Raw genomic sequence first — 24,218 nt, 5'->3', positions numbered from 1 at the left:
TTTTCGTATATAAATGAAGGTCGATCGTTCGTTGGGGGATGGACGTGAAATAACTTTCAGCTAAGGGGTATTGTCTGATATATAGTATTACGGTAAAAAATAAGCACAGAGCATACGGCGCTCTGTGCTTATTTTTTAATGAAATCTATTTTTCTTTTTTAAATCGTACTGTTTTATCCCAACCAATTACTTGTTTCTTGCTCTTTGCACGTAAGTAAAGAATGAGACTGCGAATAAACAAATACGTAAAGAGCTGTGCGTACGTAAAGTACATAATGACGCTTATGAAAATATTGGTCGGTGTAAAGGTTCGTTCGACGCTCTGAGCACTAAACAATTGAGAAACATATGTAATATATGCGACATACCACATAAATAGTAATGGAATGCTATATTGAATTTGAAATATGCCGAGCAGTCCAATTATAAACCAAACGTTTGAAATGATTAGGAATAGCCAAAATACGACATACACTAAAACTTGTTGTAAGGAATGGACGAGAAGTTTCCCTTTAAAAAAGCTTAATGAAGAAAACATTTTTTCTAAAATGTATAAGTTTCCTTGAAGCCAACGTGTCCGCTGTTTTATAAGAATTTTTAAATGTTCAGGTTCTTGTTCCCATGTAATCGATTCCGGGACGATTGGTAAGAGATAGCCCTTTTGGGTAATTCTTAATGTTAATTCAGCATCCTCTGCAATTGCATAAGGATCATAGCCGCCAAGCTCTTCTAATGCGGAACGACGAAGAAGCATGTTTGTTCCGGTTAGTGAACCTGTTTGGAATAATAGCCAGCGTCCAGATTGCATAAGGAGCTGGAAAATCTGAAATTCTAATGAAATCATACGTGTAAGCCAGTTTCTTTTCTCATTTACTGTACGAACGTGTCCAACTGCTCCAACGGCATCCTTTGTTGTTTCAGCATGTTCTACGAGCATTCGCAGTGCATGTGGTTCAGGTTGATTATCTGCATCGTAAACACAGAAATATTCACCATCCGAAATGCTAAGGCCGTAGTTTAATACACGCGATTTTCCTTTCGGTTCGCCAGGTGGTACACGAATGTGATGAATATGAGCATAAGCTTTGTCGAAATCATCGCCAATTTCAGGTGTTTCATCTTGAGAGTTATCGTTTAATAAATAAACGTTTAGTTTGCCTGGGTATTCAATCTTTGCCATTGCTTCTAATGTATCTTTAATAACGACGCCTTCATTATGGGCAGGTATTAAAATATCTACACTTGGATAATGTTCTAGCGTACGATCTTTTCGTTTACTATTTCGATGAATTAAGCCCGCAATTGTTAAGAAAGAGTAATAAACGAGTAAAGCAGAGAATAGAAAGGCGGTAAAAATCAATACATATTTAATTGAAAATGTGATGCTGATCCAGAAAACAAGTACACAAAACAAAATAAATAAAAGAAGCATAACGAGTGTCATCATAATGTGATATGTCCCTTTGCATTGATTTGTTCTCGTTTTATTTTAATATCTTGAATTGCTTCAGCAGCAAGCCATTGTGCCATTTTTGGATGTAGACGGTTCATTACAATGTCAGCACCGGCTTCATTTGTATTTTGTAATAAAATAACTAATGTGTTGCTGTCATATTCAGCAGCAAGGTCAAAGTCAGCTCTGACTGTATCAACTAATAATGAAGCTACACGATCCATGACACTTTCCTTCGTATATTTACTAAAGGAAGTGAAATCAAAGAAAATGATAATGCCTGTTTCATTACGACGATTCATCGCAGTTGTTAATAAAGCTTGTCGTCTTTCGAATTCTTGTCTTGTTAATAATTTTGATTCTCCAATGTATTGCTCAAGCACTCTTACCCGTTCAGTTAACTCTTTATTTTTAAGGATAACCTTTTTTAATAGATGGGTTGAAATATAAACAATGAAGAAGTTAGCTGCCATCAGGAAGTGGGTAATAATATATTCCCATTGATCTGATGTACTCCATAAGTGAAGCCACGCTTGATAAAATAAATAGAATACTGAAATGATTGTTCCCAGTATGAAGAAAATAAATGCTGTTTTATCAGGTAAAAATAGGAATAGTACATTTATGATGACATATATAATTGTAAAAATGAGCGCGTGCTCATATTTCGTCACATGTACAGTAATAAAATAAAATAAAATTTGTAAAATCCACATAGAGAGGACTTTATAGGACTTATCTTTCACGAAACTTTCCTCCTTAAAAATAATTCGTGCTGGATATTTGTAGTATGCACAATTATTAAGAAATGACCATGTAGCTGGAAGTTTTTTGGGGCGAGATACATCAAGTAGTATCCCTCTTTTATAAGAAAAAATAAACAGACATACTAATTATTGTAACATATCATCTATACATCTAGACATGAAGGATTTAATATATATGAAAATTATATTTAAAGTATATAAAAAAACCTCCTCTTTAAAAAGAGGAGGTTTTATATAAAATTATAGGAACATCATACCTGCGACTGCTGCGTTTAAGAAGTTCGCTAGTGTACCAGCGATAACTGCTTTAATCCCTAATTGTGCAATTTGTTTACGGCGAGTAGGAGCTAACGTTCCTGTTACACCTAATTGAATTGCGATAGAAGAGAAGTTTGCAAAACCACAGATTGCAAATGTTAAAATCATATTTGTTTTTGCAGAGAACTCTGCCATGTGTGGTCCTAAGTTTGCGTATGCAACGAATTCGTTGATTGCAAGTTTTTGACCGATAAAGCTTGCTGCTTGGATAGCTTCACCTGGAGAAACCCCGATTAAGATTGCAAATGGTGATAATAAGTAACCGAAGATTAAATCAAGGCTAAGTTTAATATCGAACCAAGAACCAACCCATCCTAATAAGCCATTTAATAAAGCGATTAATGCAATGAAGGCCATTAGCATTGCAGCTACGTTAATAACAAGTTGTATACCTTCAGATGCACCGCGTGCAGCTGCATCGATAACGTTTGCGTCTTCACGCTCTGTTGAAAGTTGAACGTTATTATCTACTTTTTCTGTTTCTGGCATAATTAGTTTTGCGATTAATAAACTTGATGGAGCTGCCATAATTGCTGCTGCTAATAAATGTTCTAATGGAATTCCCATTGCTGCATATCCGACAAGAACCGATCCGGCAACAGCTGTCATACCACTTACCATAATAGTGAAGAATTCACTGTTAGTTAAACGTGCTAAGTATGGTTTAATTAAAATTGGTGCTTCTGTTTGTCCTAAAAATACAGTTGTTACTGCATTTAAGCTTTCTGCCTTAGAAGTTCCAAGAAGTTTACTTAATGCACCACCAACGATACTAACAAATTTCTGCATAATACCTAAGTAATATAAGATTGCAACTAATGAACTAATAAATACAATTGGAAGTAGTGCTTGAATAACGAAAACAAATCCCCAAGGGCCTTTTGCGTTGACTAAATCCCCAGCAACGAACCTAATTCCCTCGTAAGAAAAATTAATTAATCCTTGAACGCCGTCAGCAGCAACTTTTAAGCCTGCTTTTCCAGCATCCCATCGCAATACGATAAATGAAAATGTCATTTGTAATGCTAGCGCGATTAAAATTGTGCGCCAATTAATAGCTTTGCGGTTAGAAGATAGTAAGAAAGCAATTGCTAATACTCCAATCACGCCGCCAATTCCCCATAAAACATTCATGCAGTGTATGCTCCTTCCTCATAGTAAAAAAGTGTATAAACCAGTTGTCTATACTTTTGCGAATATAACATCTTAAGTAACTTATCATAATGGACATCGGAGGTCAAACGTCTAACGAAAAGTTTAAATAAAAAGAAAATTCTTTGAAAAAACACATATAAAATGAATAGACATGAAATAGGTTATGTTTTTTGTTGAAATATATTCATTATGATAACGTTTTGGGCAATTTCAATAGAATATAGTGTATGAAATAGGAGAATGAACGCATAATTTTTTCGTAGAGAGAATGAAAGGGGATTACTATGTTGAGTCTTTTAAAAAGAGCCTTCTAGTAAACTAGAAGGCTCTGAAACTATAACTTAAGGTGCTTTCGTATACCCTAAGAAATGGCTTTTCCAATAAGAGTTGTTTAATGAAGCGATTGCTACACCTTTATCTCCGGATTGGATGAATGATCCCCCGCCAAGGTAGATACCCATGTGAGAAGGACCTGCTTTATAAGTATCTTTGAAATAAATTAAGTCTCCAGGTTGTGGACTTGAAGTTTGTGGTAAGCTGCTCCAATATCCAGCAACACTTTGGCGGCTAATGTTATGACCAAATTTCTTAAATACGTGGTAGATGTAACCACTGCAGTCAACACCATTAGCAGAAGTACCGCCCCAAACGTATGGTACGCCTTGCATAGATTTCGCGTATGCAAGTAGAGAAGAACTGTCACCGCTATTATTAGTATTATTATTGTTGTTATTATTTTGATTGTTATTTTGGTTGTCGTTAGGCTTATTATCTACTGCGCCACCAACTGGTGTTTTAGATAGGAAACGTGTTCCGATGTAACCAGTTTGACCGTTGTAGTTAATTTTGCTCCATCCAGAGTTTTCAGAGATTACTTGAACCTTCTGTCCTTGTGGGAGTGCGCCTATGATTCTATAATTTGTACCTTCGCCGCTACGTACATTTAGTGCAGAAGCATTAATGTAGTAGTCGCCAATTGCACCTTGATCAGGTTGTTTTGGCTGTTCAGGAGTAGCTGTGCCACCTTTAACGAATTTTACAAATTCGCTACTAACATAGCCTGTTTTTCCTTGGTAGTTTACTTTAAACCAGCCGTTTTCAGATCCAACTACGTTTAATGTTGTACCATTTAACACGCCGCCAATTACACTATGGTAAGCTGCAGGGCCTGTACGAACACGTAGAGATGTTGCGTTAACAACGTAAGTACCACCAGTTTGAACAGTTCCATTATTATTTTGCTCTTGGTTGTTACCTTGAGTGACGTTTTCGTTAGAACCGCCTTTTGTTACGTAGTCCTTGCTTAAGTAAGCAGTTTGTCCCGCGTAATTGATTTTGAACCAATCTTGAACTTCGCCTACAACTTGTACTACTTGTCCTTGTTTAACAGAACCTACAGTTGGATGAGAAGTGCTAGGACCTGTACGAACGCGAAGGGAAGATACATTTACTGTATAGTTTCCACTTGCTGGTTGAACAGTTGCTTCATTGTTACTATTGTTGTTATTGCTTGTAGAGCCAGTATTTGAAGAAGCGCCTGATACAAATTGGCTACTAACATAACCAGTTTGTCCGTTATGGTTGATTTTCACCCAACCATTTTCTTCTCCAATTACGTTTAAAGTTTGTCCTTCATATACACGTCCTGAAACAGAACTAGAAGTGTTAGGAGCTGTACGTACACGTAATACATCAGCAGTAACTTTATTGTTTCCACCTGTGCTTACATTGTTATTCGTTGCTCCGTTTTTTGATACAAACTCGCCACTAACAAAACCAGTTTGTCCATTAACGTTAATTTTGAACCAACCATTTTCTTCTCCAATTACGTTTAATGATTGACCATTATAAACGCGAGAGATGACGTCGTGAGAAGTACTTGATCCTGCACGAACGTGTAGTACGCTAGCATTCACCGTATATGATGAATTGTTTGATGCGGAAGCTTGGACAGTTTGTGTAGCAGCTTTTTGTGTATTTTGTTCAGGGGCAGCTTGAACGCTATCAAGTGTAGGGGCTGCTCCTCCTGCTACAGACACTGCCGCAAGACCGGCAAGGTATTTTTTCATAATTTGTCGATTCCTTTCTGTCTGTAATGTAGTGAAGAAATATTTACCAACTGTTAAAAATTCTAAAGAGCATGTCGATTACTGTCAAGACTTATGTGGTAATCTGAATATGACAAAAAGGTTACAAAAAAAAAATCAAGGTATAAATCTGCACCTTGATTTCCATTTAAATACATATATTTGATGTGGAAAATGAGAAGATTATTCGTATTTAGGAAGATGTGCTGTTGGATGGATTTTAAAAGGCTTTGAGAAAATGACCTTTGTAGTAATTTTGGTGATAGGGCCAACTTGACCATCTTGAATCGCAGTTCCATCGAGATGGGTCATCGGTAAAATTTCAATAGTCGTTCCCGTAAAGAAGCATTCATCTGCTTGATAAACATCGCGAACGCTGAAAAGCTCTTCCTTTACAGGAAGTTGAAGAGTGTTAGCTAAAGAAAGGACGTACTGACGAATAATGCCGTTTAAAATAAGGTGATTGGCTGGATGCGTATACAGTGTTCCGTTTTTTATAAGAAAGAAGTTAGAGTGGCTACCTTCAGTTACAATACCATTTCGTACGAGAAGTGCTTCTTTACAACCTTTGCGTTCAGCTTTCGTATAAGCTAATACATTTGGTAATAAATTTAACGATTTAATATCACAGCGGAGCCAGCGTGTATCAGGTTCTGATATAGCACGTACACCGTATTCAATCCATAAAGATGGTCTTTCTTTTTTTGAAATATAAGCATAGATTGTCGGAGATATGTCATATGAAAATGCATGTGCTCGAGCTTGTACACCACGAGATACTTGTAAGTAAATTGTTCCGTCTTCGTGGAAATTATTGTTTTCAATTAATTTGTAGAGTAAGATGATGAGTTCGGCTTTTGAGAAAGGAAGTGATAATTCTATTTCTTCAAGGGATCGATATAATCTTGTTAAATGTGGGTCTAATAAGTGAAAGTTTCCGTTATAAAGGCGAATAACTTCATAGACGCCATCACCAAATTGTAAACCTCTTTCTTCAAGTTCTATGTACGCGCGATGTTTTGTTGTATCAATAACTGCATCATTCCATAGTACAAATCTTTCGTATGCCAATTTTCGTCCCATCCTTTCGTTAGTACATGAATAAAAATCACTATAGTAATTTTTATGTAAGCAATTCTATACATATGACGTATATGTATTTTGTAAATCACAGAGAAGTAGTGGTGATTTATCCTGCATTAACTGCCCGTAAACGCCCGATTGGTGAGGGCTAATAATCAGTGGGGGATGAACAAAACACCCACTGATTAAAGTTTCACTTTATAGCATTTTGTATATACAAATTCGGAAATGAGAAATAAGAATCCTGCTTTTTGAAAAAAAAAAGCAACATTCGTATGGAATGCTGCACAAGGAGGGTAGCTATCATTCATAGGGACATCGTCTTTAAAGGTTTCATTTATGCAAACAAAACACTTGGAAAGACAATTATAAGAAAGTTGAAAACAAATGATGCACACATTTCTCTAAGGGATCTTATTGAAGATGAGAGATAAGAAATATGTGGAACCTTGTTTACATATTTTATTATAAAGATGTTTCGTTAATGTGGTGTAAATATTAGGTGAAGGTTATGTAATTTTAAAGTTAATGAATAGGAGAGGAAGGATAGCAGAAAATAAAAAAAGAGGCTGAGATTACTCAGCGCTCTTCTTTTCTTCTTTAATAGCTGTCTTTACTTCACCAGTTTTGATCTTGTTACTTTCAGAGAAGCGAAGTAAGTCACCTTCAATGATTTTGTCAGACATGTTTAGCTCGTTTTGTGCACGATCAATAAGTGGTTGAGCTTCTTCTTTCGGTAACTGCAGAACTTCACCAGTGTGGCGATCGTAGAATGTACTGTTCGTGTACATGTACTTATCTGTAACGAAGCTACCGTCACGAAGAACAACGAATCCTTTATTTTCTGGTGAGAATACATCATGACCGAATTGAATTTGATTCGTAGAATCTACACCAAGTAAGTTTAGAATTGTTGGCTTAATGTCAATTTCACCAGTTGGTTTTGAAATTGTTTTACCTTCTTTTTGACCTGGAACGTGAATAAACATCGGTGTTTTTTGTAAGTTCATATGGTCAAATGTAGTGATTTCTTCTTTTCCTAAGAACTGTGCCATTGCACGGTTATGGTTTTCAGAAATACCATAGTGATCACCGTAGAATACGATAACTGAGTTGTCGTAAATACCTTCTGCTTTTAGACGCTCAATAAAGTGTTTCATTGCTTCGTCTAAATAGCGAGCAGTTACCATGTAACGGTCAAATACGCCATCACCAGAATTGTATTCATCGATTAATTTCGTACTGTCATCATAAGTGAATGGGTAATGGTTTGTTAAAGTAAGGAAGCGAGTATAGAACGGTTGCTTCACTTGTTTTAACATATCGATAGATTGATCGAAGTATTCGATATCTTTTAATCCCCAATTTAATTTTGTTTCTGGCGTAATTTTGTAGTCAAGCTCGTTGTAGTAACGATCATAACCAAGTGCCGGATACATAATGTTACGGTTCCAGAACGTTGCGTTATTCGCGTGGAATACTGATGTGTGATATCCTTGCTGACGCAAAATTTCTGGAGTTGCTGTATATTCGTTATTACCGTGTGTGAAGAATACAGCACCACGGTCTAGTGGATACATTGAAGTATCTACTAAGAATTCAGCATCAGACGTTTTACCTTGCCCAGTTTGATGGAAGAAGTTATCGAAGTAATAACTTTCTTTCGCAAATTGGTTTAGGAATGGTGTAACTTCTTGTCCGTTAACTTGCGCACCAATTAAGAATGTTTGTAATGATTCAAGAGAGACAACAATTACGTTTTTCCCTTTTGCAGTACCAAACATATTTGGATCTGGTTTACTTTGTGTTGTTTTCACGTAGTTTTCTGTTTCTTGTAATTTACTACCATCAGCAAACGCTTTTTGTGAACTTGATTTTGCTTGTAAGCCAAGATCGTATGCTTGGTGTACATATAATCCTAAGTTTTTAACAAGCATAACGCGGTCGAATGAACGTGTTAATAGTTCTGGACGCTCAGCTTCTGCAAATCCTAGGTTTACGCAGAAAATAGCAACCGTTGACACGAAGTATAGGGAACGCATCGGACGCGCTACACGTTCTGTCGGTGCAAAATCTTTCTTCTTCTTCAATAGAACGAAGAATACGATAATATCCGCAAATGCAAGGATGATTTTGTAGTTAAATAATTCTTTCACACTAGAACCTAAACTTCCGAAATTAGACGTTTGTCCTAGTACTGGTAAAGTAACGAAGTCATTGTAGAATCCGTAGAACATTACGTTACCAACAAGAATGAACGTTAAGATAAAGTTAATTCCTAGTGCTATATAGTTACGTTTTTTCCCTTTTGCAAATAATGCAAGACCCACAAACAGTAATGATGCTGCTAATGGACTAATGAATAAAATGAATTCTTGCATGAAAGATTCAAGTTTTAAATCGAAGCTAGTGCGTGTAATGATGTAGGATTTTAGCCATACGGCCAAAGCTACGAATAAAGTAAAACGCACATTTTGAAATTGTGATTTCATGGTTTCTTTCATTCATTTCCACCCTTTCTCTATCAGGCTTGGTCGATTTTGGAGCGAAAAATGTTAAAATAAAAAATACATAGTTTTATTGGCCATAATTAGAGTTTCTATATTCACCCATATACGACTTTAACTATGCATACCCTTTTTGGTTTCTTGTGCTGCTCATAAGCATAACGTCATTTCTGTATTATACAACAAAATTCATTTCTGAGAAACACTATAACGTTTTACATTTTTTGTATGTGATTTGTCACTACCAGAGAAAACTTTAACATTCGTTTATATGCCCGTCAACTAGAAAATATAACAAAAATAGAAAAGAATGTTAAGCGGAATTGAAAGTTTTTTGGTTGAGAAATATGGAATAGAAATCTTTAAGTGGTTGTCTAGAAAACTATTATATGAAGGAAAATATGAAAAAATTAACGAACACTTGTTCTTTTTGGTTTTGTTTGTTACAATGAAATTTCATTGATAGATTATGTGTAATTTTGATGAACTTTTACTGATAACATAACATATTGTAGCTTATTTCTTTTGAAAATAGGGAGGCTTTTGAATGAAACAAAAATTTTCAGTTGAAGCGTTTTGGAAGAAAATAAAACATGTTGCGAAGCAGGCAGGGCAGTCGGTAATCTATGCGAGTTTATTGTTGTTTTACGTGTTGCAAAGACCGGATGTTCCAAAACGAGTGAAAATTATTGTAATCGGAGCACTTGCTTATTTCATTGCACCGATTGATGCCATTCCAGATTTCATTGCTGGAGTCGGTTATACGGATGATTTAGGTGCGTTAATGGCCGCACTATTACAAGCATCGATATACGTAAATGAAGATGTGAAAGATAAGGCACGAGTGAAGTTGGCAGAATGGTTTGGTTCGGATATAGACACATCATTTATCGATCAAAAATTAGATCAATAGGTGAGAACTGTCATAGGATGACAGGGCGAACGTAAGCGAGGAAGTGCATTATGCCATCAGGAAGAACGCATACGAAAATAAACTTAATATCCCTTCCGGTTGTTTTGTTTATGCTCTTTTCGTATGGATTAACAAGTTTTGATTTTTTATTAACTTTTGCAATTGGCTTTTTAGTAGGTACTTCATTTCTAACACCGGATTTAGATACGTATAGTAATGCGTATAATAAATGGGGATTCCTCCGCATTTTTTGGTATCCATATAGGAGCGTAATGCCCCATCGTTCCTTCTTCACACATACGATTATAATTGGTGATATTATTCGTATTGCATACATGTTAATCGTGTTTTCTCCGTTTTTATTCCTATTAAATATAATCGCATTCGGTGGAAATTTAATAGAAATTGCGAAGGAACACGAGGTTGAAATTGTAACGTTTGTAATGGGGATTGTTGTGGCGAGTACGCTCCACATTATAGCGGATAAAGCGAATACGCGCCGAAAGAAAATGATGAGAAAAAAGAAGAAACGCAGAAGATAAAAAAACCGTCCCAAAAGGTATTTTGGGACGGTTTTTTTGTTATTAATAGGTAGGTTATTCTTGTCGTATTTTGTAGTTAAGTCGATATTCCTTGTCGAATCGCCGATAAAATTTCATTTACGATCATGCGACATCAATTTTTGGACAGTTCCTTTTTAATCAAACGTTTGTTTAAAACTAAGCTTTCAGTACCTTAATACCTTTCACGATATTCCAAATAAAGTAGTATAAGCTAATGATCCCGCAAATACATAAGACGATGATTGCTCCAATTCCAAGTGTTACGTCTGGTTGATCAGATCCGATGCCCATAATTCCTAAAATAACTAATCCAATAAATGTTGCGATACTTGGAATAATGTGTGTCCATAGAGCACGTTTTGCATGTGGTTTCGTTTCAGAATCGCCCACAATCCACACGATAATAGGGAATAAGATAGGCGCAAATAATACACTAAAGTATGATAAAGCTGCTAATATTTTGTTTCCGTTCATATATATCACCTCATAAGTAATGTTCGTTGTTATACCTTTAGTATGCAGTAGATTTGGCGAGCTTCCTATCGATTAACATTACAAGAACGTGACGTTTTTGTAAGATTTTCTGTTTTAAATGATGAAATTTTCAAAAAAATCTTTTTAAATGAAAATTGTTGTGATAAAATTATTGAAAACGTTTTCTTGAACGTTTTGTATTTTTTAGACTTAAAGGTATGATGACCCGGTAGTCTATTGATAAGGTTATATCTTATTTAAAAGGGGATTCTTTAGGGGGAGAGAACAATGAACATATGGACACAAGTTTACGATCCGTTCGGTAACATTTGGATTTCGGCAGCAGTCGCACTTATTCCAATCATCTTTTTTTTCTTAGCTTTAGCGGTTTTCCGCATGAAGGGGTATGTGGCAGGATTTATTACAGTTGTATTAACGATTTTGGTGGCGTTATTTGCGTATAAAATGCCATTCACAATGGCAATGGCAGCGACCGGATACGGTTTCTTATACGGATTATGGCCAATTGCGTGGATTATCATTATGTCAGTATTTTTATATAAAATTTCTGTGAAAACAGGTCAATTTGATGTCATTCGTGCATCTGTATTATCCATTACGAATGACCATCGTTTACTCGTTATTTTAATTGGATTTTCATTTGGAGCATTTTTGGAAGGGGCAGCAGGATTTGGTGCACCAGTAGCGATTACGGCAGCGCTTCTGGCAGGCCTTGGGCTAAATCCTTTATATGCAGCAGGTCTTTGTTTAATCGCAAATACTGCACCAGTAGCGTTCGGAGCGATGGGGATTCCGATTACAGTTGCTGGACAAGTGACAGGCATTGATCCGCATAAAATTGGACAAATGGCTGGGCATCAATTACCGTTCTTATCTTTATTTGTTCCGTTCTTTATCGTATTTTTAATGGATGGCTTTAAAGGAGTAAGACAAACGTGGCCTGCTTTATTTGTAGCGGGTAGTTCATTTGCAATTACACAGTTTATTACAGCGACGTTTTTAGGACCAGAACTTCCGGATATTACGTCAGCGCTTGTAAGTTTAGTAAGTTTATCGCTATTCTTAAAAGTTTGGCAGCCGAAAGAAATTTATCAAACTAAGCAAGCGAATAGTGAAGTAGCAGCAACGACGACGGCGACATCTATGCCGAAACTAACGGTAGGAAAAGTAGTAAAAGCGTGGTCTCCGTTCATTATTTTGACTGTGATGGTAGTCATCTGGAGCCAAAGTTTCTTTAAAGCGTTATTCGCTCCGGGCGGCGCTTTAGAAAGTCTCGTATTTAAATTTGAAGTTCCAAGCTTGCACAATTTAGTAATGAAAGCAGAGCCTATTGTAAATAAACCAACACCTTATGAAGCAATCTTGAAATTAGATATTTTATCAGCGACTGGAACAGCAATTTTAATTGCTTGTATCATTTCTATCTTTATTTTGAAAATGAGTGCAAAAGATGCAGTAGCAACATTTAAAGAAACGTTAAATGAACTAAAAATGCCAATTCTATCTATTGGATTCGTATTAGGATTCGCATTTATCGCAAACTATTCTGGTCTATCTTCTACATTAGCGTTAGCACTTGCAGGAACTGGCGGATTATTCCCGTTCTTCTCACCATTCTTAGGATGGATTGGCGTATTCTTAACAGGATCAGATACGTCAGCGAACGCACTGTTCTCGAATTTACAAGCAATTACAGCGCAGCAAGTCGGTGTATCTGAAGTGCTTCTTGTTGCAGCAAATACAACGGGCGGTGTAACAGGTAAAATGATTTCTCCGCAATCAATTGCGATTGCTTGTGCGGCAGTTGGACTTGCTGGGAAAGAGTCAGATTTGTTCCGTTTTACATTGAAGCATAGTTTATTCTTCGTTACTATTGTTGGGATTATGACGTATGTGCAGGCTTATTATTTAACTTGGATGATTCCGTAAACAACAAAAGAAATAAACTTTGCATTTTTCAGATTATAGTGTATGATGGGAAAGTATTGAAAATTAAATCAGTGATAAACTAGGGGTGCCTAACGTATGCGTAGGCTGAGAGAGAAGCGTGTGAACTTCTTAACCCTTTGGACCTGATCTGGCTCGTACCAGCGTAGGGAAGTTAACGGCTTTACATAATTATGTCTTTATGAGCCAGGTCCTTATTCTTTTATGGACCTGGCTCTTTTTATTTTGGCATGCGCTGGCCATATCTCGTCCTTGTCACGAACAGGGGGGCAACAAAAGTTATGAAACAGTCTGTTTCAGCTGAGCAAATTGAATTGAAATCGAGTTTACCAGGAAGTAAGAAAGTGTATGTGGATGGAACACGTGAAGGTATGAAAGTACCAATGCGCGAGATTGAACAAAGCGATACGAACGGTGTTCAAAATCCGCCAATCCGTGTGTATGATACGAGTGGACCTTATACAGATCCAGAGTATAAAGTGGAGCTGGAAAAAGGGATTCCAACGCCGCGCCACTCTTGGACCTTGGGGCGTGGTGATGTGGAAGCTTATGAAGGACGCGAAATTAAACCTGAGGATGACGGTGTGAAAGTAGCTTCAAAACATACACCTGTTTTCCCGCAAATGGATCGTAAGCCGCTTAGAGCGAAGCAAGGTGCAAATGTTTCGCAAATGCATTATGCGCGTAATGGCATTATTACGTCTGAGATGGAATATGTTGCGATTCGTGAAGGGGTAGAGCCTGAATTTGTTCGTAAGGAGATTGCAGAAGGTCGTGCGATTTTGCCGGCGAACATTAACCATCCTGAAGCGGAACCGATGATAATTGGACGTAATTTTCACGTGAAGGTAAATGCAAATATCGGAAACTCTGCTGTATCGTCTTCTATTGCAGAAGAAGTAGAGAAGATGACGTGGGCGACTCGCTGGGGTGCAGATACGATTATGGATTTATCTACAGGTAAAAACATTCATACAACACGTGAGTGGATTATTCGTAATGCTCCGGTACCAGTTGGAACTGTGCCAATTTATCAAGCGCTTGAAAAAGTAAACGGAATTGCAGAGGATTTAACGTGGGAAGTGTATCGTGATACGTTAATTGAGCAGGCGGAGCAAGGCGTTGATTACTTCACGATTCACGCTGGTGTATTACTTCGTTACATTCCAATTACTGCAAAGCGTATGACAGGTATTGTTTCGCGCGGTGGTTCAATTATGGCGCAGTGGTGTTTATTCCATCATAAAGAAAACTTCCTATATACTCACTTTGAAGAGATTTGTGAAATTATGAAGCAGTACGATGTTTCATTCTCTCTTGGAGATGGATTACGTCCAGGTTCTATTGCAGATGCAAATGACGAAGCGCAGTTTTCTGAGCTTGAAACACTTGGTGAATTAACAAAAATTGCTTGGAAACATGATGTGCAAGTTATGATTGAAGGACCTGGGCATGTACCGATGCATTTAATTAAAGAAAATATGGAGAAAGAACTTGATATTTGTCAGGGTGCGCCGTTCTATACACTTGGGCCGTTAACGACAGATATTGCACCAGGTTATGATCATATTACTTCAGCGATTGGTGCTGCGATGATCGGCTGGTTTGGAACGGCGATGCTTTGTTATGTAACCCCGAAAGAACATTTAGGTTTACCGAACAAAGATGATGTTCGCGAAGGGGTTATTACGTACAAAATCGCTGCGCATGCAGCCGACCTTGCGAAAGGGCATAAAACGGCTCATCAGCGTGATGATGCACTTTCAAAAGCACGATTTGAATTCCGTTGGCGCGACCAATTTAATTTATCTTTAGATCCTGAACGCGCGATGGAGTACCATGATGAAACGTTGCCAGCAGAAGGGGCGAAAACAGCGCATTTCTGTTCAATGTGTGGCCCAAAGTTTTGTAGTATGAGAATTTCACATGATATTCGTGAATATGCGAAAGAAAATGACTTAGAAACGACAGAAGCAATTGAAAAAGGAATGAAAGAGAAAGCGGTAGAATTCAAAGAAACTGGTAGTCACTTATATCAATAACACGTTACACCTCTTTACTTGATTGATCACACTGTACCTAACTTAAATATAGAAGAAGCCCCCTTTGCTAAGACGGTAGCAAAGGGGGCTTCTGTCGTCTATCCCGCTATTTGTGGGCAGTAAAACTCCCACCTCAAAATTCGGCTGGAGCAAGGAAGTTAGGTGGGAGATAAACTGCCCGTAAACGCCCGATTGGTGCGGGCTAATAATCAGTGGGGGATGAACACCTACCCACTGATTAAAGTTTCACTTTATAAGGTGAAGAATAATTGTACCCAGTAGTATAAGAGGAATAATGTGACGACTGTTGTGAGTGGGATTACGATGAGAGATACGCTTAAATAATCTTTCCATTTCACTTTAATTTTGTTTTGTCTTAAGATATACATCCAAATGAGGGAAGCTAGTGTACCGATTGGTAATAATAGTGAACCGATGTCACTACCGATGATATTTGCGAGATAGATAGTTTTTAATGTGACTGGATCTAGTCCCATTTCTGTTAATGTGATTGTACCAATCATAAGTGCAGGGTGGTTATTGAAGACGTTAGAGAGGAGGGAAACGAGTCCGCCCATTGCAAAGCTGGCATAGAGTAGATGCTGACTTACAACTGGTTCGAGCCAACTTACAAGTGCCGCTGTTAACCCTGCGTTATGAAGCCCGTAAATAATTACATACATAGAGAAAGCGAAAATTAAAATGTGCCACGGTGTCTTTTTCAAAATATCGACTGGGTTTGTTCGTAAGTAGTACCATCTCCAGATGAGAAGAACGAGTGAACCGAGTACGGCAACGATTTCGATTGGAATCGATAAGAAGGATGCAACGAATAGAAGACAGCGCATAAGGAAGACGAAGCCTAATACTTTTAACATGAATTTCGTACGTTTTTGTTTCGTATTAACAGAATTTTGTCCTTTTAACGGATGGAAGTTTTTCGTGAAGAAAATTTCTTCAATATCATATGAAGAAACAGGCAATCTTTCTGGAATTTTTTTCTTTAAAACTGTATACATGAGCCATGACATAAACAGTAGCCCTAATGTCGCAGGTACAAACATCATAGCTGTATGCATATAAAGAGTCATATTAACAATATTTAATGCGATTAAGTTTACGATATTACTTACACCGATTGGTGCACTAGATGCAGTGGCAATTAAAGCACCGCTTAATAAATAAGGGATTTGTTGATGAGGTTTTAATTGAAGGTTTTTCAGAAGTAAAATCAAAATCGGTGTTGTAATTAAAATACTACCGTCATTATTAAATAAAAGAGTCATAAGAAAACATAGTAATTGAATGTACCAGTATAGGCGTCGTCCGGAACCTTTCGCTAAATTTGCGAGCTTCGCTGCGGACCAGTGGAAGAAGCCGAAGCTTTCTAATATAACCGCCATAACGATGGTCGCTAATATCGTTATAGAGGCACCGCCGATTTTACTTATAATGTCCATGACGTCTGGTTTTGATACAAGTCCAGTAATGAGGATAATGCTAGCGCCGACTGCTGCCGGCCACGCCTCATTTAAACCGCGAGGTCGCCAAAAGATAACAATCATCGTTAAGAAGAATACAATAATAGTAATCCATATTTCAATGCTCATATTTAACCTACCTTTCTATTTTCCCTTGAACAAATGTAGCTTGTCTCAAGTTTATATAGCATTATATTCAAAAGAAAATAAGAAGAACTAGGCATCTACCTTAATCTAGTGAATATGTGTATTTAGAGCAATAAGGCAAGTATAAGGGGTAGTGTAATAACTATTAGGAGAGGAGTCTAATAAATTAGGGGCATTCTATGTGTGAATGCCCCTAATTTACTATTTTTCCTTTAAAAATGTTCGATCTTTTAAGAATAAATTCCAGAAGAAAATAAATCCTGGTAGTAAAATTGCAATCCCGATTGCGTAAAGAATAAGAAGTGCATAGAATGTTTCGACCGTCGTAAAGCTTGTAAATACAGTTACGTCCGGGTAAATGATATAAGGTAAATGGGCGACGCCGTAAGCGTAGCTTGCAAATGCATATTGAGCGACGACAGCTAAAACTGCAATGCGAGGAAAGCCTAGTGTGCCATATTTCTTATTTGTCCACCAAAGGGAAGAGTATCCGATAACAAATAAAATGATAGAGACTGTAAACCATGGGAATTGCTTTATTAGTCCTTGCATAAGCCAGTGTGTTTCAGGGTCCATTACAACGAGAGCGATAATAGCAGTCACGAGCGTTGCAGGACCAAGTATGATGGCATTTCTTCTATAAATTCGGTACGTATCTTCAGAACCTTGTTCCCTAGCAAAATCAGCAAGAAAGAGAGATGATAGAAATAGTTCCGAAGTTAGTCCGAAGAGCATATAACAATAAATAACGGGACTAGAAAGAAGTTTTCCGTAAAGGAGCACTTCTTTTCCTTCAGACATCGTAATATAGGCACCTTCTGTAACTGGCAGAACGGTAATTAATAGAGCTGGGATTAAGAGCCCGGTAATACCTGAAATAATCCGAAGAAGGTGTTGGTATTTTGGCAGGGAGTAAGCAAATACCATAAATGTACTACGAATCGCAACGAGTACTAAAATTAACATAACTGGTACAAACATAACGGTTGCAAGGGTAAAGGCCGCTTTTGGGAAGAAACCGAGAAAAGCAACGACGACAAAGACAAGAAACGTATTTGTTACTTCCCAAGTAGGTGATAAGTACCGATTAGCAAGCTTGGCAGCAAGCGTCGGGTGTTTAGCGTATACCATGCCCCAAAAACCAGCTCCAAAATCAATAGACCCTAGTATGCTATATACGAAAATAAGAGCCCATAAGATGATGATTGCAATGCTTTCCTCATGCACGAGAATCGCCTCCTTCGTGATGTAAATCATTCTTTAACGGATGTTTCTTAAAGAATGTCCGTAGTACAAAGACTGTTAAAATACCGAGTCCGATATATAAAATGATGAATAAAACAAATAAAGGACCGACGAAATCAGCGCGCGTAGAAGCATCTACCGTGCGTTGCATGCCATAAATTGTCCATGGCTGACGACCACTACAACTAAAAATCCATCCGAATTCAATACCGAGCAACATAACGGGTCCACAGGCGGCAGCTCCCCAAAGAAGCCACTTCGGTAACTCTACTCCTTTTTTTCGGTAAACGAAGTACCAATATAAGAGGGCAATAGCTGCAACTGCAAAGGTAAAGGCAGCGGTGCCGACCATTAAATTGAACAGTGTATGTGTGTAAAATGGTGGCCATGTTTCTTGCGGGAATTCCTTTAGACCTTTTACAACGGTGTTAGGGTCTAGTCCCACTAATAAGCTAAGCATGTTCGGAATTTCAAGGGCATAGTTTAGTTCAAGTGTGTTAGGGTCCACAACCCCGCCAATCGATAAAGGCGCGTGTGATGTCGTTTCAAACAAAGCTTCAGCAGATGCTAGTTTTTCAGGTGAATGTTTATGTAAGGCAATAGCAGATTCGTGTCCTGAAAGCCACATCGTAGCACCTGTGATAAATGTAACGACAAGCCCTAACAGTAATCCTTTTTTATGGTAAGCAATTTCACGAGCACTTAAATTTTTCTTTAATAATTTAAATCCAGCGATAGAAGCAATAACAGCTGCTCCAGTTGTATAGGCCGTAATAACGACGTGGAATGCACTTGTGCCAAAGCTCGGATTAAAGAAAGCTTTCCACGGATCAACGTTAAAAACTGAGCCATCTGGATTCATTGAAAAGCCCGCAGGTGTATTCATCCATGTGTTTGCCGATGTAATAAGCACGGCAGATGCAGTGGCGCCAATCATAACGAAAAATAGCGAGATTAATCTCATAACTGGAGGTAGTTTATCAGCCGCATATACGTAAATAGACATGAATAAGGCCTCTAAAAAGAAGGCGAAAATCTCAATTTGAAACGGAACGGAAATAACTTGCCCAACAATTTTGGCGAAACCAGGCCAAAGAAGTGAAATTTGTACACCAACAATTGTTCCAGTTGGAATTGCTACACCGAGAAGGATAGCAAAAGCCTTTGTCCATCTTTTTGCCATAATGGCATAGTCGGAATCTTTCTTCCAGTGATAGAGTATTTCACTTATAAAAATCATTAAAGAAAGCCCGACTCCAAGCGTTGCAAAGATAATGTGGAATGCTAATGAAGAACCAAAAAATGCCCTTGCTAATGTTACGGTATCCATATGTATACTCCCCTTCTTTTTGCCATTATTTTCTGATTGAATTGGAAAATTTATTCAAAAAACTACCAAAAATATATATGTATTTAAAAAATGAGTACGGTAATATAATATTTAAATATTCTAAAGAGAAAGACATTGATATTTGGTAATATTTTATTTGTTTTTTAGGGCTGAATCTTTTATAATCTTTTATGCGAACGTAAGTTCTATTTCCAGGATGAAGAAGTTTATGTGAAATGGAGAGGGTGTTTTATGTATCCTGAAGTCATTAAAAAGATGGCATTTTCAAGAGAGCATAGAGATTTATTATTAAAGTTGTATAATAAAGAAATTACGCGTCGTGAATATGATCGACTTGTGGAATCGCTATATAGGCCTGCTAAAGAGGCTTGCGAAGGATAAGGTGGGAGAGACAATCTAAAGGATTGTCTTTTTTATATTTGCGTATGTTCTGGTAAAATTAAGGTTAGCCTTAAAAGGAGGTGAAAAGCTTGCGAAAACGTTTATATATAGGGATTGGGGTTATTCTCTTAATCGCTTTAGGTGGAGTTGTATTTTGGTCAGCTTTACAAGGAAATCGTACCGAGCATTTTGTTTTACGACATATGGTGAATGAAAATGGAACACTTGCAACGTATCGCTTAGAGGATACAAAGGCAGGTAAGGGTGAAGCGAAGGGTCGTGAAGCTTTATCAGAATCTGCAGGGTTATGGCTACAATATACACTTGATAAAGATGATCAAGCTTTATTTGATGAACAAGTGAAGGTTATTCAAAATAACTTTGTACACAAGGATCGCATCGTTATATGGAAAATCTCTGAAAAGGGAGAAATGCAGTCAGCTACTAATGCACTTATCGATGATCTTCGTATTATAGAACAATTATATCGTGCTTATGAAATGTACAAGGAAGATCGCTATAAAAACCTTGCAGATCAATTGAGTGATTCTGTACTTCGTTATAATAAAAAAGGTAATTATTACGTTGATTATTACGATGCAGATACAGGGAAACAAAATAACTTTGCAACAACATCTTACATAAATCCGCATGCATTCTCTTATATGAAAAAGTATGGAAAAATTTCTGCACAGCAGTATCAGGAAGTTGTTCAGTTTTTAGCGGATTATCCAAGGCAGGGCTGGGCATTCCCGAAAGAGTATAAAGATGATGGGACATTTACGTACGATAAAGAAGTGAATCTTATTGATCAATCATACGTCGCTTATCATCGTAGTTTAGGCGGTCTTTCATCAGATGCTTATTTGGAATTTATAAAGAAGAAATTTCGCGAAGACGAAAAGTTATATGGTCGTTATAACTTAGAAACGGGAAAACAAGCTGTGAACTATGAATCACCAGCATCTTACGGATTAACAATTTTGTACGTACTACAAACAGGTGATACAAAGTTTGCGAAGGAATTGTATGAGCGGATGACTACATTCCGAAATGATAATGTATTTAGTAGATATTATGGTGGATATGTAACAGGTGAGAATAATAATACACATATTTTCGATAACGTATTGCCGCTTTTAGCGGAAATGGAATTGGATAAGAGTAAAAAATAGAAGGTGCCACCCTATGGGGATGGTACCTTTTATTTGTGTCTTTATTTGTTTGTAAAGCGATATAATTTTACGCCCTAATATTGGAGAAGTAATCAATCACGAATTCACGAAATTGCTGGGCGGTGTTTGATAAATAGCGCTTCTTCGACCAACTTAAGCCGATAGTTCGTTCGCAATTAGGTTCAATAATACGTAACTTATTTGATGCTAAAGTAGAGTTTTTTAATAAAGTTAAACTTGGGACAAAGGCGATGCCAAGACCTTGCTTAATGAGATCGCTAATCACGGTTGGTTCATCTACTTCAAAAGCGATATGTGGAGTGAAACCAGCTTTTTTACAAAATTCATCTGTTAAGTGCCGAAATCCGTAACCAGTGTTCATACTAATAAACGATTCGTCTTTTACTTCATGCAAATAGATACTTTCGCGGTTTGATAACCGATGTCCTGAAGGAACAGCTAAGAAAATTTCTTCTGTGATAAGTGGTTCCCAAACCATTTCCTCGCCTTCAATTGGTACAGAGGAGATACAAAAATCAATTTCCATATTATCTAGTTGCCGCTTCATAGAAGGAGTAGATGCGAGAAATTGTTGGAATCGAACGTTAGGATGTTCTAGTAAAAAAGAACCGAGTAGCTCGGGTAATATTCTTGGAATAGAAACTGCAAGTGTAATAGAGCCTTGTTGTAATTCAGCTAAATCTTTAATTTCGCGTTCCCCTTCACTTAATTCATGAAAAATGCGTTCTACTCGTTTTAAAAATACTTTGCCGAAAGAGTTTAATGTAATCTGTCGACCTTGGCGATCAAATAAGGGGACGCCTAAGTCCTTTTCTAGTCTAGCGATTGTTTTACTGAGTGAAGGCTGCGCGATATGCAATTCTTCAGCTGCTTTTGTCATATGTTCTAGTCGTGCGACTGTCTGAAAGTATTTTAATTGAAGAAGTTCCACTTCGAATCTCCTTTCTATAGACCAAAAGGAATGAATTGATAATTAAAGATGTATTATACAGTATGGAAAGTGACGTGTATAGTAAATCTGTTAAACCATTCGAAGGGTGTTAAATTAGGAGAAGGAGTATGTTTCATGAAGGGAATTCAACTTATATTTAAAGATTGGAAGGCGATGTGGAACCATAAACATGGACGTATCGCTTTAATTTTTTTATTAATCGTTCCTTTAATTTATTCAGGATTCTTCTTAGCTGGATATTGGGATCCGTACGGAAAATTAGATAAATTACCTGTTGCAGTTGTTAATTTAGATAAGGGTGCTGTGATGGATGAAAAAACAATCCAGGCTGGAGACGATTTTGTTAAAAATTTAAAAGAGAATAAGGAATTGGCGTTTCATTTCGTATCAGAAAAAGATGCTGATGAAGGGCTAAAAGAAGATAAGTATTATATGGTGGTTACGATTCCGGAGGAGTTCTCTAAAAAGGTAAGTACACTAATGGATGAGAAACCAGAGCCGGCACAATTGCAGTATAAAGTAAATCCAGGTAAAAACTTTGTAGCAGCTCAAATTGGAACGACAGCTGTTGAAAATATGAAAACAAAAATCTCAAATAGTATTACGAAATCTTATACAGAAGGTGTCTTTTCAAAGTTTCAAGATTTGGCACAAGGGTTGAGTGATGCAAGTAATGGCGCTGAGAAGTTACATGAAGGAACGACGGATGCAAAAAATGGGGCGAATCAGCTTACAGATGGTATTCATCGTTTAAATGATGGAACAGTGAAGTTAAAAGAAGGAAGTGATAAGCTTGCCTCTAGTCAATCGGCCTTAACTGGGGGAGCAAATGAGCTTAGTCAGGGAGCGACATCACTTCATAATGGTATGGAGCTGCTAGCACAGGGTGAGAAGTCTTTACAATCAGGAGTTAGTGAATTAAGTGCTGGTACAAATGAATGGGTGAACGGAAGTGAGAAACTTGCTGAAGGGCAAGTGAAAGCGGACAATGCAGCAAATAGTGTAAAACAACAATTAGAAGAGTACGTGAAAAGTCATCCAGAAGTGCAGCAAGATCCTGCTTTTCAAAAGATCATTGCTACTTCTAACGGATTAGCTAAAGCAACAAACACTTTAAATAATAGCCAACAACAATTGACACAAGGTGCGCGGAAGCTTACTGATGGTCAGCATAAGATTGAGGAAGGCATGAATACATTCGGAGTTAAGTTAAACGAAGCTACCGCTGGAACGAAAAAGATAGCAGATGGTACTTCGAATTTAGCTGATGGATTTACGAAGTGGGGAAATGGATTTACATCATTACAAGAAGGTGTAAATCACCTTGCGAGTGGCGGAACAGAGCTGAATCATGGTGCTGATAAGTTAACGAACGGACTTGTTAAACTTGACGATGGTGCGAAAGAACTTTCTACGAAATTGGGAGAGGGCGCAGAGAAGATAGCGGATGTTCGCAATGATGATGCACGCAATACGATGTTCTCAGAGCCGGTTCAATTAGTGAAGTCGACAGTTTCTGATGTGCCTAACTACGGTTCAGGTATTGCACCATACTTTTTATCACTGGCATTTTATGTTGGCGGAATTATGGCATCGAATATTTTACCTCTTGGCCGTAGACAAAATATGAAGGTAAGCGGAACAGTACATTTTATTAATAAACTAGGATTAGTATATTTAATTGGACTCATTCAAGCACTACTTGTAGATGTGGTAGTGTTAGGAGTTATGAAATTAGAAGTTGCAAGTGTATCACTCTTTGTTTTATCAAGTATTGTTATTTCCTTTACGTTCATGACATTTATTCTTATGTTAGTAACGGTATTCGGCATTGTTGGGAAGTTCGCAGCGGTAACGCTTCTCGTTCTTCAATTAGCGACGAGCGGAGGTACTTTCCCAGGAGAATTAAATATAGCTGTTCTTAGCAAAATTGGACAATTTCTCCCAATGTCTCATTCTCTTAGAGGGTTACAAGATGTGATTTCTTTGGGCGATTGGTCGCAATTACAAATGCAAATTTTAATATTGTTATGCTATCTCGTTGTTGCTGGCGGAATCACATGGGTTACGAGTCATATACAGCATAAGGAAACGAATGCAGAGCAAGTTTCTTAATAAAAGAAGCTATCCGAATA

17 protein-coding genes, 1 pseudogene and 1 riboswitch are annotated in these 24,218 nt (G+C 37.5%); of the genes and pseudogenes, 7 read left to right on the top strand and 11 right to left on the bottom strand.

Features of this window, described 5'->3' with window-relative positions; translation table 11 throughout:
- Positions 1 to 145: 145 nt before the first annotated feature.
- The 6 genes and pseudogenes from LCF45_RS25735 to LCF45_RS25710 form a co-directional block, all read right to left on the bottom strand.
- Positions 146 to 1,447 (bottom strand): glycosyltransferase family 2 protein, encoded by a 1,302-nt coding sequence (locus LCF45_RS25735; protein ID WP_078203610.1) that lies wholly within the window; start codon positions 1,445 to 1,447, stop codon positions 146 to 148.
- A complete protein-coding gene (locus LCF45_RS25730) occupies positions 1,444 to 2,199 on the bottom strand; it encodes a diguanylate cyclase domain-containing protein (RefSeq protein ID WP_078203611.1) in 756 nt (251 codons plus the stop codon). The genes LCF45_RS25735 and LCF45_RS25730 overlap by 4 nt, the downstream gene beginning before the upstream one ends.
- Before the next feature lie 261 nt (positions 2,200 to 2,460).
- Positions 2,461 to 3,672, bottom strand: a complete 1,212-nt coding sequence (locus LCF45_RS25725) for a NupC/NupG family nucleoside CNT transporter (RefSeq protein ID WP_002016182.1) — start codon at positions 3,670 to 3,672, stop codon at positions 2,461 to 2,463.
- A gap of 362 nt (positions 3,673 to 4,034) precedes the next feature.
- Entirely contained in the window at positions 4,035 to 5,762 is a 1,728-nt protein-coding gene (locus LCF45_RS25720) for a C40 family peptidase (protein WP_002129976.1), read from the bottom strand.
- A 233-nt stretch (positions 5,763 to 5,995) separates the two neighbouring features.
- Positions 5,996 to 6,863, bottom strand: a pseudogene (locus LCF45_RS25715) (D-amino-acid transaminase); the annotation flags it as partial.
- 575 nt (positions 6,864 to 7,438) lie between these two features.
- Positions 7,439 to 9,367, bottom strand: a complete 1,929-nt coding sequence (locus tag LCF45_RS25710) for an LTA synthase family protein (protein ID WP_002129972.1) — start codon at positions 9,365 to 9,367, stop codon at positions 7,439 to 7,441.
- Positions 9,368 to 9,917: 550 nt separating this feature from the next.
- On the opposite strand from LCF45_RS25710, the gene LCF45_RS25705 reads away from it, so the two are divergent.
- Both LCF45_RS25705 and LCF45_RS25700 read left to right on the top strand, forming a co-directional pair.
- Positions 9,918 to 10,283, top strand: a complete 366-nt coding sequence (locus LCF45_RS25705; protein ID WP_002016186.1) for a YkvA family protein — start codon at positions 9,918 to 9,920, stop codon at positions 10,281 to 10,283.
- A 50-nt stretch (positions 10,284 to 10,333) separates the two neighbouring features.
- Entirely contained in the window at positions 10,334 to 10,825 is a 492-nt protein-coding gene (locus LCF45_RS25700) for a metal-binding protein (protein ID WP_002089644.1), read from the top strand.
- Positions 10,826 to 11,002: 177 nt separating this feature from the next.
- On the opposite strand, the gene LCF45_RS25695 is transcribed toward LCF45_RS25700, so the two are convergent.
- Positions 11,003 to 11,320, bottom strand: a complete 318-nt coding sequence (locus LCF45_RS25695; RefSeq protein ID WP_002016181.1) for a magnetosome magnetite crystal formation protein family — start codon at positions 11,318 to 11,320, stop codon at positions 11,003 to 11,005.
- A gap of 288 nt (positions 11,321 to 11,608) precedes the next feature.
- Between LCF45_RS25695 and lldP the strand changes: the two genes are divergently transcribed.
- Entirely contained in the window at positions 11,609 to 13,270 is a 1,662-nt protein-coding gene (lldP, locus tag LCF45_RS25690) for an L-lactate permease (protein WP_078203612.1), read from the top strand.
- Between the two features lie 71 nt (positions 13,271 to 13,341).
- Positions 13,342 to 13,457: riboswitch (TPP riboswitch) on the top strand.
- Between the two features lie 112 nt (positions 13,458 to 13,569).
- Positions 13,570 to 15,330, top strand: coding sequence for a phosphomethylpyrimidine synthase ThiC (gene thiC, locus LCF45_RS25685; RefSeq protein WP_002016178.1), 1,761 nt, complete (start codon positions 13,570 to 13,572; stop codon positions 15,328 to 15,330).
- 251 nt (positions 15,331 to 15,581) lie between these two features.
- Here the strand turns inward: thiC and LCF45_RS25680 are convergent, their stop codons facing one another.
- The 3 genes from LCF45_RS25680 to cydA all read right to left on the bottom strand — a co-directional run bounded on the left by LCF45_RS25680 (position 15,582) and on the right by cydA (position 19,533).
- Positions 15,582 to 16,940, bottom strand: coding sequence for an arsenic transporter (locus LCF45_RS25680; RefSeq protein ID WP_002129967.1), 1,359 nt, complete (start codon positions 16,938 to 16,940; stop codon positions 15,582 to 15,584).
- Between the two features lie 219 nt (positions 16,941 to 17,159).
- Entirely contained in the window at positions 17,160 to 18,185 is a 1,026-nt protein-coding gene (locus tag LCF45_RS25675; RefSeq protein ID WP_002089640.1) for a cytochrome d ubiquinol oxidase subunit II, read from the bottom strand.
- On the bottom strand, positions 18,178 to 19,533 hold the full coding sequence (gene cydA / locus LCF45_RS25670; RefSeq protein ID WP_002034780.1) for a cytochrome ubiquinol oxidase subunit I: 1,356 nt from the start codon (positions 19,531 to 19,533) through the stop codon (positions 18,178 to 18,180). Before cydA ends, LCF45_RS25675 begins: the two co-directional genes overlap by 8 nt.
- Positions 19,534 to 19,785: 252 nt before the next feature.
- Here cydA and LCF45_RS25665 point away from each other — a divergent pair, with 252 nt between their 5' ends.
- Together LCF45_RS25665 and LCF45_RS25660 are read left to right on the top strand one after the other, a co-directional pair.
- Entirely contained in the window at positions 19,786 to 19,935 is a 150-nt protein-coding gene (locus LCF45_RS25665; protein ID WP_002129963.1) for a hypothetical protein, read from the top strand.
- Between the two features lie 89 nt (positions 19,936 to 20,024).
- Positions 20,025 to 21,110: a hypothetical protein gene (locus LCF45_RS25660; RefSeq protein ID WP_002129962.1), complete on the top strand. Its 1,086-nt coding sequence runs from the start codon at positions 20,025 to 20,027 to the stop codon at positions 21,108 to 21,110.
- Between the two features lie 67 nt (positions 21,111 to 21,177).
- On the opposite strand, the gene LCF45_RS25655 is transcribed toward LCF45_RS25660, so the two are convergent.
- Complete coding sequence (locus LCF45_RS25655; protein WP_002129960.1) at positions 21,178 to 22,062, bottom strand: LysR family transcriptional regulator; 885 nt, start codon at positions 22,060 to 22,062, stop codon at positions 21,178 to 21,180.
- A gap of 135 nt (positions 22,063 to 22,197) precedes the next feature.
- Between LCF45_RS25655 and LCF45_RS25650 the strand changes: the two genes are divergently transcribed.
- The gene (locus LCF45_RS25650) at positions 22,198 to 24,198 is read left to right on the top strand and encodes a YhgE/Pip family protein (protein ID WP_033731079.1); all 2,001 of its coding nucleotides are present in this window, start codon (positions 22,198 to 22,200) and stop codon (positions 24,196 to 24,198) included.
- Positions 24,199 to 24,218 lie beyond the last annotated feature (20 nt).

This window comes from Bacillus sp. 41-22 (assembly GCF_025809295.1).
In the GTDB taxonomy this organism is placed as follows: domain Bacteria; phylum Bacillota; class Bacilli; order Bacillales; family Bacillaceae_G; genus Bacillus_A; species Bacillus_A mycoides.
Note: the sequence above shows the minus strand (reverse complement) of the source record. Positions and strands in the feature narration are given on the sequence as shown.